We start from the raw sequence: 12,164 nt of genomic DNA on the forward strand, positions 1-12,164 counted from the left end.
TAGTTAGGCGTCGATTTTTTGAGTGTGCATCATGTAATTGACGGACACGTCTTTGTCGTTAAGTTTGTATATTTTGGTGAGAGGGTTATAAGTTAGTCCTGTCATGTGTTTGACTTCTAAGTCGGCTAATCTTGCATAATTGTTGAGTTCTGCTGGTTGGATGAACTTGGCGTAATCATGCGTTCCTTTCGGTAGCATTTTTAAAATGTATTCGGCACCGACAATGGCGAAAAGGTATGCTTTCGGATTTCTGTTGATGGTAGAGAAAAATACGTGGCCGCCGGGCTTAACTAGAGTCATGCAAGCCTTAATAACAGACGATGGGTCTGGCACATGTTCGAGCATCTCAAGGCAAGTGACAACGTCATACTGCCCAGCTTCTCGTTGTGCTATTTCTTCCGCTGTGATTTTTTCATAATCAATATCAAGCCCTGACTCTTCTCTGTGTAGTTTTGCAACGGCAAGAGGGGCTTCGCCCATGTCGATGCCTTTAACGTTCGCGCCTAGCTTTGCCATGGCTTCTGATAAAATGCCACCACCACAGCCAACATCAATGACTTTTTTTCCTTGAAGGCCTTCGCTGTGCTCGTTTATATAGTCTGTGCGCAATGGATTGATATCATGCAGGGGTTTGAACTCGTTCTCAGTATCCCACCAGCGGCTTGCAAGCGCTTCAAACTTTGCTACTTCATTTAGGTCTACATTATTTTGTTGTGCGTTTGTCATGGTTTGATTTCCGTTTTTCTGTATCGCTAAGATTGGTGAAAGCGGTGTTCGTTGTGCTGAACAGCTGGTCTGTGTTTTGTGATGCTATTTTGCCAATTAATGGTCTCAAGGTAGAGGCGTCTTTTTTTAACGTCTCTACTAGTATAGCGCCAACCTAGGAGGTGACCAATAGCAAACTTGCTTTGCTAAAGAAGGCGTTCAGCAGATGGTTTCTATAAATGTAATATAGAGCAACAAAACATGCTCCTTGAAGGGGTGTTATTTATTTCCTTATGGTACAATGCGGCGCTTATAAAAAGATATTAGGGAGTCTTTTTGACTCCGAGGCATAAGGATCGATTGTATCTATGGGTGAATTAGCCAAAGAAATTATTCCCGTCAGTATCGAAAATGAACTTAAGGGATCTTACCTAGATTACGCAATGAGTGTAATTGTAGGTCGAGCATTACCTGATGTGCGAGACGGGTTGAAGCCTGTTCACCGTCGCGTTCTATTTGCGATGAATGAACTTAAAAATGATTGGAATAAACCGTACAAAAAATCGGCGCGTATCGTCGGTGATGTAATCGGTAAATATCACCCACATGGTGATTCTGCTGTCTACGATACGATTGTTCGTATGGCGCAGCCATTCTCAATGCGTTACACCTTGGTCGATGGTCAGGGTAACTTCGGTTCTGTCGATGGTGATAGTGCTGCGGCAATGCGTTATACCGAAATCCGTATGGCGAAAATCTCTCATCATCTTTTGATGGATTTAGAGAAAGAAACGGTCGACTTCGTGCCTAACTACGATGGCACGGAATTTATGCCAGAAGTGCTGCCTGCGCGCGTGCCCGGACTGTTAGTAAATGGTTCGGCAGGTATTGCGGTAGGTATGGCGACTAATATCCCTCCTCATAATCTTGGTGAGGTTATCGATGGTTGTTTAGCGGTTATTGATAACGCTGACATTACTATTGATGAGCTTATCGATCATATACCTGGACCAGATTTCCCAACAGGGGCGTTTATTAATGGTCGAGCAGGTATTATTGAAGCGTACAAAACGGGTCGCGGTCGTATTTACATGCGTGCCCGCCACCATTTTGAAGACATGGAAAAAGGCAATCGCCAAGCCATCGTTTTCACTGAAATTCCTTATCAGTTAAACAAAGCGAAAGTAATTGAAAAAATCGCCGAGCTAGTTAAAGAGAAAAAACTGGAAGGCATCAGTGAGCTTCGTGACGAATCTGACAAAGATGGTATGCGAATTGTTATAGAGCTGCGTCGTGGTGAAAACCCTGATGTTGTTGTTAACAACATCTTTACGCAAACTCAGTTGCAATCAGTGTTTGGTATTAACATGGTGGCCTTGGTTGATGGCCGTCCTCAGTTGCTTAATATTAAACAAATTCTTGAGTGCTTTGTTAAGCATCGTCGTGAAGTTGTTACTCGCCGTACTATTTATGAACTTCGTAAAGCGCGCGAGCGTGGTCATATTCTTGAAGGTTTGGCTGTTTCACTGGCGAACATTGATCGCGTCATTGAGTTAATTCGCACATCGCCAACGTCTGCAGAAGCAAAAGAGAAAATTGTTAGCGAGTCTTGGGAGCCAGGAAATGTGGTGGCTATGCTTGAGCGTGCTGGTGCTGATGCTTGTCGTCCTGATGATCTTGACGCTGGCTACGGTTTTGTTGATGGTGCTTATCATTTGTCTCCAGATCAGGCGCAAGCGATTTTGGACTTGCGTTTGCATCGCTTGACAGGCTTAGAGCACGATAAGTTGTTGGGTGAATATAAATCCCTGATTGAGCTTATTGGTGAGTTGCTAAATATTCTATCTAATCCAGATCGTTTGATGGAAGTTATTCGTGAGGAGCTTGAAGAGGTTCGGGATACTTTCGGCGACGCTCGCCGTACTGAGATTTTAACGTCTCGTCAGGATTTAACTATTGCTGATTTGATTGATGAAGCGCCAATGGTAGTGACGATTTCGAATACGGGTTATGCGAAATCTCAGCCATTAGTTGAGTATCAAGCTCAGCGTCGTGGTGGTCGTGGTAAGTCATCTGCGAGTATGAAAGACGAAGATCACATTGAGCATCTATTGGTTACCAGTAGCCATGATACCATCATGTTATTCAGTAATTTTGGTAAAGTCTATTGGTTGCGAGTGTTTGAAATTCCGGTAGCTAGTCGTAGTGCAAAAGGTCGTCCGATTGTGAACTTATTGCCTTTGAGAGAGGGGGAATTTATCTCTGCTCTGTTGCCATTGCCTGTTATCGAAGAGGCTGAGGCTGACTCTGAAGCAAGCGATGACGTGGCTGATGATGCTATTGTTGAAGCTAGTAGCTATATATTCATGGCGACAGCAAACGGCACGGTTAAGAAGACTGCGATGCAGCATTTTGCCCGTCCTCGCTCAACTGGCTTGATTGCACTTAGCTTAGATGAGACAGATGAGTTGGTTGGTGTATCTGTTACCAATGGTGAAAACGATATTATGTTGGTTTCATCATCAGGTAAGACAATCCGCTTTAAAGAGTCTGACGTTCGTGCAATGGGTCGTACTGCGGCAGGTGTTCGTGGTATTCGCTTGAATGAAGATGCTAAGGTTGTTTCGCTTATTGTTCCTCAGGATGGTTCTGCGGTATTGATGGCTTGTGAGAATGGTTATGGCAAGCGTACTTTAGTAGAAGATTTCCCTGTGTACGGTCGTGGCGGTCAAGGTGTTATCGGGATTCAAGTTTCTGAGCGTAATGGCCCAGTTGTAGGGGCTGCTCAGGTTGATGAAACGGATGAGATTATTTTGATTACAGACCAAGGAACCTTGGTTCGTACTCGCGTGACGGAAGTGTCATGTCAGGGGCGAAATACGCAAGGTGTTACTTTGATTCGTTTGACCAATGACGAGCATCTGGTTGGCATTGAGCGTGTTGTCGAAGATGATGAGGGAGATATTGAGGTTGATGAGGCAGGTGATGCCGTTGTTGATCAGTTGCCAGATGATGGCGATGAATCTCCAGATATCCTTGATAGCGATACGGAATAGTAAATAAAGCGACGCACCTAGGTGCGTCGCTTTTGTTGTAGATTGTTCTTTTAAAGTAGTTCCTGAAAATACTAGAGGTAAATAAGCAGGATGAGCCGAGTATATAATTTTTGTTCAGGTCCAGCAGCGCTTCCCGAGGCGGTGTTAAAAAAAGCGCAGGCTGAAATGTTAGATTGGCATGGCGCTGGTGTTTCTGTTATGGAAATGAGTCATCGTAGTTCTGAGTTTATGTCTATTCTTGCCTCGGCTAAGGCGCGTTTGTCACGTTTGATGGATATTAGCGATGACTATGAAATTTTATTTGTTCAGGGTGGTGCGTCTACTCTATTTGCTCAAATTCCAGCGAATTTAGTGAACGGCTTTGATTCTGCCTGCTTTTTAGATACTGGTGCTTGGTCTTCAAAGGCGATAAAAGAAGCTAGGAGATACACTAACGTAAAGGTAGTTGGGTCTTCAAAAGAACAGAATTACACTACGGTCCCTGATTTTTCTACTTTAGAACTGGATGAGAATGCGGCCTATTTGCACCTTTGTCCAAACGAAACTATTGGCGGTCTAGAGTTTTCTGGGTTGCCGGAAACAAATTTGCCGATTGTTGCAGATCTTTCTTCAACGATTCTGTCTCGCAAAATTGACGTGAGCAAGTACGGCTTGATTTACGCTGGCGCACAGAAAAATGTGGGCCCTGCTGGTGTAGTTATTTGTATTGTTCGCAAGGATTTACTGGCACGTTGCAGTGATGAATTGCCATCTATTTGGAATTTCGCGAATTTGGCGAAAAACGACTCCATGATTAACACACCGCCAACCTTTGCGATTTATCTGGCCGATTTGGTGTTCGAGTGGTTGGAAGAGCAAGGTGGTGTTGAGGCGATTGAAGCGATTAATATTCGTAAAGCGCAAGCTTTATATGACTTCATTGATGCTAGCGATTTTTACTCAAACCCTGTTGATCCTGACTATCGATCTCGTATGAATGTGCCGTTTATTTTGGCAGATGAGTCCCTTGAATCGCTTTTTTTGCAGGAGTCTGTGGCTGCTGGTTTGCGTACTTTGGCGGGGCACCGTTCTGTTGGTGGTATGCGTGCAAGTATATATAACGCAATGCCGTTGGAAGGTGTTGAGGCTTTGATTGATTTTATGCGTGGTTTTGAAAAGCGTCACGGATAATACTTTTTAAAGACAATAATCTCTACGGATAATAAATAGCATGTCAAATTCTAAACAAGCAGTGCCGAGTACATTGCCTTTATTGCGTGATCGTATTGATTCGATTGACTCGCAAATACAATTACTAATCAACGAACGCGCAACGTGCGCTCAAAAAGTAGCTGAAGTTAAGTTGGCTGATCAGGGCGATGATGCGGTAGTCTTTTACCGTCCTGAACGCGAGGCTCAAGTTTTGCGTAAGGTAATGGAACGAAATGAAGGGCCTTTGGGTAATGAAGAAATGGCGAAGATCTTTCGTCAGGTGATGTCTTCATGTCTAGCGCTTGAAAAGCCAATGCGCATCGCATTTCTTGGGCCAGAAGGCACTTTTACGCAGCAAGCTGCGTTGAAGCATTTTGGTAAATCAATTGTTAGTGCGCCAATGGCCGCTATCGATGAAGTATTTCGTGAGGTTGAGTCTGGCGCAGCTAATTATGGTGTGGTGCCAGTTGAAAATTCAACAGAAGGTGTTGTTAATCATACCTTAGACAGTTTTCGAGACTCGCGTCTGAAAATTTGTGGGGAAGTGGAAGAGCGTATTCATCATCATCTATTGGTGAGTCCTAATATTAGTGCCGAAGACGTAACTCATATTTATTCACATCAGCAATCTTTAGCGCAGTGTCGTGCTTGGTTGGATCGTTATTGGCCACATGCTGAGCGTATTGCGGTGAGTTCGAATGCCGAGGCGGCTCGCCTCGCGGCTGAGGCAGGTCGCAGTGGTCGTGCTATTGCTGCGATTGCGGGTGAAATAGCCTGTGAGTTGTACGGCTTGCTAAAGGTATCTTCTAATATTGAAGATCGTCCAGATAATACGACTCGCTTTTTGATTGTTGGTAATCAAGAGGTTCCACCAAGTGGTAAAGATAAGACATCGTTGCTAATTAGCGCAAAAAACGAGCCTGGTGCTTTGTATAGGCTGCTTGAGGCTTTCGAGCGTCATGGTGTTGATATGACGCGTTTAGAGACTCGTCCTTCTTTAATGAGTCGTTGGGGTTATATATTTTATATTGATTTCGTCGGTCATTATCTAGATGAAGGATGTTGTGCTGTAATTGATGAGTTACGTGAGCGTGCATCGGAAGTGAAGGTGTTGGGTTCCTATCCTGTAGCTGTGCTTTAGTGGTTTATAAGAGTGTTGTGCTTTGACTGGTGAAAATGGTTTTCAGGCGTCGGCTAATGTGACGTCTCAAGAGAAAAAGAAATTTGGCAATGTCATGATCATTGGTCTTGGCATGATAGGTGGCTCATTTGCGAAAGCATTAAAAGAGCGCGGCTTGGCTACATTATATGCTGTTGATCGTCGAGAAGGGGAGTTGGCGCTAGGTGTTTCAACGGGGGTGATTGATTTCCCTGCTGAAATGTCTGCTGAATATGTCCCTAAAATGGATGTTATCATTCTTGCTACTCCAGTAAGGGCGATGGAGTCTGTTCTGACTGACCTTAAACCTTTTTTATCTGAGCATACATTGGTGACAGATGTAGGGTCGACCAAAGGGAGTGTGGTAGAGGCGGTTCGTCAGGTTTTTGGGTGTGTGCCAACTAACTTTATTCCAGGTCATCCTATTGCTGGGGCGGAAAAGAGTGGAGTGTTGGCATCCAATTCGCTGCTTTTTGAAAAGCACATGGCGATAGTGACGCCTCTATCTGATAGCAATCCTGTCTTGTTAGATCGTCTTCATCGTATTTGGCGTGCTGTTGGGGCAGATGTCGTGAGTATGGATGTTAATCATCATGATCACGTGTTGGCTTCTTCAAGTCACTTGCCACATTTGCTTGCTTATACTCTAGTTGATGCGTTGGCTAATGGCGAACGTAGTCAAGATATTTTTAAATTCGCGGCGGGTGGTTTCCGCGATTTTACTCGCATTGCGTCTAGTGATCCTGTGATGTGGCGCGATGTTTTTATGGCAAATAAAGATGCGACTTTGGCAACGCTAGATCACTTTACTGATCGCCTTGCTGATATGCGTGCTGCAATAGAGCAAGGTGATGGTGCCAGCATGTTTGGTGTTTTTACTCGTGCTAAGTCTGCGCGAGATCATTTTCTTCGATTGTTAGAGCAGCGTACAATTGGTTCTGTCAAAGAAGTTCGGCCGGTTTCAGTCTCTGTTTTACCTGCTTCTGCTATTAAAGGTGATATTTCTTTATTGGGTGACAAATCTTTGTCACATAAAGTCATTACCATAGCGGCGCTTTCAGAGGGTGTAAGTGAAATAAAGAACGTTGATTTGACGGGTGATGTCCGTATTACAATTCAAGCTTTTCGGGATATGGGGGTGGTGATTGAGGAGGTGTCTTCTGATTGCTTACGTGTCCATGGTGTTGGTCTTCGTGGTTTAAAGGCGCCCATTGCGCCAATTAATGTCCATCAGTCTCGCGAAAGTCTGTATTTGTTGTTGCCTGTTTTAGCAGGACAGTCATTTTCTGTGTCAGTTGTGGCAGAGGAGAAGTTGCTAAATCAGTCGATGGGTGACTTGTTTTCCTTAGTGCGCAAGATGGGTGGGAGTGTGGTCTCTGACGTCGCCGATTGCCTGCCTGTTAGTCTTGTTCCGGGTGAGTCGCTGAATGTATGTATTGATCTGCAGACTGGTTCTGAGCGGTTACGTATGTCGGCTTTTTTAGCTGCTTTGTATTCTCCGGCTGAAGGAAGCGTCGTGACAGAGTTGACCGGATTGTCTCATTGTGAAGTGTTGCTGCGCCATTTTGGTGTGAGTATTTTAGATCAAGCTGACGGTTTTAAAGTTGTTTCCGCACCTTTAGTGGGTACGAGTATTGTATTGTCTGGTGATGAATATGAAATGGCTTGGTTGGTGTTGCTGGCGAACTTGTTGCCAGGTTCTGAATTGCTCATTGATAATGCGGGTTTAGATTCTGTGTCATATGCCTTTTCATCCTTTCTGAAGTCGATAGGTGCGGACGTCACTATTCCTGATTTGGGTGGTTCGGGTTTGTATGAGGGGAGTGTTCGAGCAGCTTTTGCTGAGCTTAACTCTTTTATTTTATCGTCAGAACAGAGTTACCAGTTTAGGAGCGAGTTGCCTTTGCTGTGTGTTGCTGCGGCTTATGCAAAAGGTGAAAGCTGCATTCATGGCGTTGGCTCTTTGCCTTATTATTGTGAAGATAGAGTGTTGGCGCTGGTAGATGCGCTTAAGCAGATGAAGATTGCCTGTGTTTATGAGAATGGTGACTTGCTTATTCAGGGTGGTCTTCCATCGGGTGGTGAGTTGGATTGTGCTGGTGATGATAAATTAGCGCTTGCTATGTTGGCATTAGGGGCGCGAAGTCAGTCGATTACAAAAGTGAATGATTGCCAAAAATTATTAGAAGAATTTAACGAGTTGGAGAGTGTCACTATGCAGTTAGGTTTTTACTGCACTGTGGCGCAATAGTTTTTTAAGAGGAATAGTTATGATCAACCAAGGCCCAGTTATTACGATTGATGGTCCAAGTGGTGCAGGTAAAGGCACTGTAAGTCAATTAATCGCAGAAAGGCTGGGATGGCACATACTAGATAGTGGTGCGTTATATCGACTGCTTGCACTTGCTGTATCGCATCACGGCATGTCTTCAGATGATGTTGAGACGTTAAAAGTCTTGGCTGAGCATCTGGACATACAGTTTGTGCAGTCAGAAGAAGGTAAAGTTGAAATTATTCTAGAGGGCGAGATCGTTACTCAGGCTATTCGAACTGAAGAAGTGGGTAATTGTGCGTCTAAATTGGCGGCTATTCCAGAAGTTCGCGACGGTTTGTTACTTCGTCAGCGGGCTTTTTCGCAAGCGCCTGGTTTGGTGGCGGATGGTCGTGATATGGGGACGATCGTGTTTCCTTCTGCGCAGATTAAAGTATTCTTAACGGCTTCGGCAGAAGAGCGGGCGCAGCGTCGCTTGCAGCAATTGCAGCAAAAAGGCGAAGCTGTTAATCTAGATGAACTAGTTAAAACGATTAAAGAGAGAGACGAGCGTGATGCTAATCGAGCTGTTGCTCCTCTTGTGCCTGCCGCAGGCGCTTTAGTTATAGACAGTACAGATTTAACCATAGAGCAGGTTGTCGAGATGATTTTTGCTGAAACAGCAAAAGCGGGTCTCGTATAATCTGTTCTTTTGTGCGTCTACTTTTTTGTGTCTAGAATGTGCTAGAATAGATTAAATGTTATTCAAGTCGATAAGGGTGCCAGCAAGCCTTTATCGCATCATCCAAAAAAATTGACCCACATTTGCTGGCGATGTGGATATGGCCTAGTTATTTATATGGGCCGACTATATAGGAAATACAATGACTCAAAGCTTCGCAGAACTGTTTGAAGAAAGCCTTTTAACCGTCGAAATGGCGCCAGGCTCAATTGTTACTGGTATCGTTGTTGATATTGACAGCGAATGGGTAACTGTTCATGCAGGTCTTAAATCTGAAGGCGTAATTCCTCGTTCTCAGTTCCTAACGGATAGTGGTGAGTTTAACTTAAACATCGGTGACGAAGTTAAAGTTGCACTTGACGCTGTTGAAGATGGTTTCGGTGAGACTAAATTGTCTCGTGAAAAAGCTAAGCGTGCAGAGACTTGGTCTGTGCTTGAAAAAGCTTACGAAGAAAATGCCATCGTTCACGGTGTGATTAACGGTAAGGTCAAAGGTGGCTTCACTGTTGATATCGCTAACATCCGTGCTTTCTTACCTGGTTCTTTGGTAGATGTTCGCCCAATCCGCGACACGTCTCACTTGGAAGGTGTGGATCTAGAGTTCAAACTTATCAAGCTTGATCAAAAACGTAACAACGTTGTTGTATCTCGTCGTGCCGTTATGGAAGCGACTAACAGCGCTGAACGCGAAACATTGCTTGCTTCTCTTGAAGAGGGTCAAGAAGTTAAAGGTATCGTTAAGAACCTTACTGACTACGGTGCTTTCGTTGATCTTGGTGGTGTTGATGGTCTTCTTCACATCACTGACATGGCTTGGAAACGCATTAAGCACCCAAGCGAAATCATTGCTGTTGGCGATGAAATCGACGTTAAAGTTCTTAAGTTTGACCGCGAGCGTAACCGTGTGTCTCTAGGTCTTAAGCAGTTGGGTGAAGATCCATGGGTTGCTATCAAAGCTCGTTACCCAGAAAACACTAAAGTAACGGCTAAAGTTACTAACTTGACTGATTACGGTTGCTTCGCTGAGCTTGAAGAAGGCGTAGAAGGTCTAGTACACGTTTCTGAAATGGATTGGACTAACAAAAACATTCACCCATCTAAAGTTGTTCAGATTGGTGATGAAGTTGAAGTTATGGTTCTTGATATTGACGAAGAGCGTCGTCGTATTTCTTTGGGTATCAAGCAGTGCACAATGAACCCATGGGAAGAATTTGCTACCTCTTTCAACAAAGGCGACAAAATCTCTGGCGCAATCAAGTCTATCACTGACTTTGGTGTGTTCATTGGTCTTGACGGTGGTATCGACGGTCTTGTTCACCTATCTGACCTATCTTGGGACGAAACTGGTGAAGATGCAGTACGTCAATACAAGAAAGGCGATATGCTAGAAACAGTTGTATTGTCTATCGATGCTGAGCGCGAGCGTATTTCTCTAGGTGTTAAGCAGCTAGAAGAAGATCCGTTCCTTGCTTTCGTTGCTGAAAATGACAAAGGCACTATCGTTAACGGTACTGTCTCTGAAGTTGATGCGAAAGGTGCTGTAGTTGTTCTTGCTGAAGGTGTTGAAGCTACTTTGAAAGTATCTGAAATCAGCCGCGAGCGTATCGAAGATGCAACTACTGCATTGAAAGAAGGTGATAAAGTAGAAGCTGCGATCATTAATGTTGATCGTAAAGCGCGTACTATCACTCTTTCTATCAAGCAGAAAGATGCTACTGAAGAGAAAGCAGCGTTGAAATCTCATTCTGAGAAGCAACAAGCAGAAACTAATGGTCCAACCACTATCGGTGATTTGATCAAAGCACAACTAGAAAACCAAAACTAAGTTTGGGTTAATAGTTGTCATAAAAAGCGGACTTAGGTCCGCTTTTTTTTGTCTTATTTTCTTGAATTTATTGACAGAAAAACTATACACAGAACATGTGGATAACCATGGGTATAGGCTTGGTGTATGTTTTTTTTATCGCAGAGAGTTAAGTAATTTTTCAGTGTCTTCTTCGCCCCAGTTCTCTTTCTCTAACAGCTCTTTGAGCGCTTTACTTTGTTGGGCGTTATGGAGGTTTTTTTGGAATTTGGCGTAATGGAAGTCTTTTATTAGACGTTCGTCGTGTTCTGAGCGATAAAGTGCTTGGTTTTGGGTGTTTTCTGTTCTCTCTTGGTTGAGCGAGTCAATTTTTTTGTAAGTATTTAAAAACTGCTTTTTATTCATCTCCCACTCTCTTATTTGTTTTCGATTCGAAGTATTTCAAAGTGGTCGTTTCTTGCACACCACTTTATATTGATGTCCCAAAGCGTGATTCCATGCTCTCGATCAAGCTGTTCTGATAAATAGGAAGGTCTGGGATCTTGTCCAATAACTTGTTTAATTAAAGTTGTTATTTCTCTTTTGTGCAAATTCTCGTAGTTTTCGCATTGAGACTTTGCTAGTTCTGAAAATAATACGGGCTTGATTTGTGCTGGTGCAGGAAAAAAGCCTCCTTGTGCATCTGTGATGCTGTCTGCATAGGGTAGGTAAGGCTTTATATCAAGAACGGGGGTGCCGTCTAGTAAATCTGCGCCGTGTAAATCAATAAAGGTTTTTTTGTTTTCTTGGTAGATGTTACCGATTTTTACAACGGATAATCCTATGGGGTTGGGTCTATGGGTTGTACGTGTGGCAAAAACTCCCATTTTTGTTTTACCTCCTAGGCGAGGAGGTCGTATTTTGGCTTTCCAGTTTTCTGTCATACAAGCATGAAAAACAAACTGAATCCAAATGTGTGAAAAACTTTCTAGGCCTTCTAGTATGTCTAATCTGCTATAAGGAGGAATGAGTTCAAGGCGTGCTGTTGCTTCAGTTACCAGCCCAGGTTGTCGTGGTATGCCGAATTTTTCCTTATAACAAGAATGCACTATGCCAATGGTGTTAAGGGTGAAAGAGTTGCTAGGTGGCAATGGAAGGTCCTTACGTGTAAATCTGCGCTAAATGAATAAAAATATTATGATAGTATACTGACTTGGTGAAATAGATCGCGACTTATTTGACGATCTACTGTTTGTTCTTTTTACTTTTATTAGAGA

At 43.6% G+C, this 12,164-nt stretch carries 9 protein-coding genes; 6 read left to right on the top strand and 3 right to left on the bottom strand.

Annotated elements, in window-relative coordinates; genetic code table 11:
- Window positions 1-3: 3 nt before the first annotated feature.
- Window positions 4-726, bottom strand: coding sequence for a bifunctional 2-polyprenyl-6-hydroxyphenol methylase/3-demethylubiquinol 3-O-methyltransferase UbiG (gene ubiG / locus DFP80_RS05485; protein ID WP_113915809.1), 723 nt, complete (start codon window positions 724-726; stop codon window positions 4-6).
- 347 nt (window positions 727-1,073) lie between these two features.
- Here ubiG and gyrA point away from each other — a divergent pair, with 347 nt between their 5' ends.
- From gyrA to rpsA, 6 genes are all read left to right on the top strand, one after another.
- The gene (gene gyrA, locus DFP80_RS05490; RefSeq protein ID WP_113915810.1) at window positions 1,074-3,761 is read left to right on the top strand and encodes a DNA gyrase subunit A; all 2,688 of its coding nucleotides are present in this window, start codon (window positions 1,074-1,076) and stop codon (window positions 3,759-3,761) included.
- A gap of 90 nt (window positions 3,762-3,851) precedes the next feature.
- Window positions 3,852-4,931: a 3-phosphoserine/phosphohydroxythreonine transaminase gene (serC, locus tag DFP80_RS05495; protein ID WP_113915811.1), complete on the top strand. Its 1,080-nt coding sequence runs from the start codon at window positions 3,852-3,854 to the stop codon at window positions 4,929-4,931.
- Window positions 4,932-4,971: 40 nt separating this feature from the next.
- Window positions 4,972-6,093 carry a prephenate dehydratase gene (pheA, locus tag DFP80_RS05500; protein ID WP_113915812.1) on the top strand — a complete coding sequence of 374 codons (1,122 nt, stop codon included), beginning with the start codon at window positions 4,972-4,974 and terminating at the stop codon, window positions 6,091-6,093.
- A gap of 22 nt (window positions 6,094-6,115) precedes the next feature.
- Entirely contained in the window at window positions 6,116-8,362 is a 2,247-nt protein-coding gene (locus tag DFP80_RS05505) for a bifunctional prephenate dehydrogenase/3-phosphoshikimate 1-carboxyvinyltransferase (protein ID WP_113915813.1), read from the top strand.
- Window positions 8,363-8,381: 19 nt separating this feature from the next.
- Window positions 8,382-9,065, top strand: coding sequence for a (d)CMP kinase (gene cmk, locus DFP80_RS05510; RefSeq protein WP_113915814.1), 684 nt, complete (start codon window positions 8,382-8,384; stop codon window positions 9,063-9,065).
- Between the two features lie 181 nt (window positions 9,066-9,246).
- Entirely contained in the window at window positions 9,247-10,929 is a 1,683-nt protein-coding gene (rpsA, locus tag DFP80_RS05515) for a 30S ribosomal protein S1 (protein WP_113915815.1), read from the top strand.
- 135 nt (window positions 10,930-11,064) lie between these two features.
- Here rpsA and DFP80_RS05520 read toward each other — a convergent pair whose 3' ends face one another.
- Entirely contained in the window at window positions 11,065-11,313 is a 249-nt protein-coding gene (locus DFP80_RS05520; protein ID WP_113915816.1) for a hypothetical protein, read from the bottom strand.
- A gap of 11 nt (window positions 11,314-11,324) precedes the next feature.
- On the bottom strand, window positions 11,325-12,038 hold the full coding sequence (tsaA, locus tag DFP80_RS05525; protein WP_113915817.1) for a tRNA (N6-threonylcarbamoyladenosine(37)-N6)-methyltransferase TrmO: 714 nt from the start codon (window positions 12,036-12,038) through the stop codon (window positions 11,325-11,327).
- Window positions 12,039-12,164 lie beyond the last annotated feature (126 nt).

This window comes from Marinomonas rhizomae, assembly GCF_003315485.1.
GTDB classification, from domain to species: domain Bacteria; phylum Pseudomonadota; class Gammaproteobacteria; order Pseudomonadales; family Marinomonadaceae; genus Marinomonas; species Marinomonas rhizomae.

Excerpts from the sequence above, each read along its gene's own strand:
- DFP80_RS05520 (WP_113915816.1), bottom strand. The coding sequence starts at position 11,313 with ATGAATAAAAAGCAGTTTTTAAATACTTACAAAAAAATTGACTCGCTC.
- gyrA (WP_113915810.1), top strand. The coding sequence starts at position 1,074 with ATGGGTGAATTAGCCAAAGAAATTATTCCCGTCAGTATCGAAAATGAA.
- cmk (WP_113915814.1), top strand. The coding sequence starts at position 8,382 with ATGATCAACCAAGGCCCAGTTATTACGATTGATGGTCCAAGTGGTGCA.
- rpsA (WP_113915815.1), top strand. The coding sequence starts at position 9,247 with ATGACTCAAAGCTTCGCAGAACTGTTTGAAGAAAGCCTTTTAACCGTC.
- serC (WP_113915811.1), top strand. The coding sequence starts at position 3,852 with ATGAGCCGAGTATATAATTTTTGTTCAGGTCCAGCAGCGCTTCCCGAG.
- ubiG (WP_113915809.1), bottom strand. The coding sequence starts at position 726 with ATGACAAACGCACAACAAAATAATGTAGACCTAAATGAAGTAGCAAAG.
- pheA (WP_113915812.1), top strand. The coding sequence starts at position 4,972 with ATGTCAAATTCTAAACAAGCAGTGCCGAGTACATTGCCTTTATTGCGT.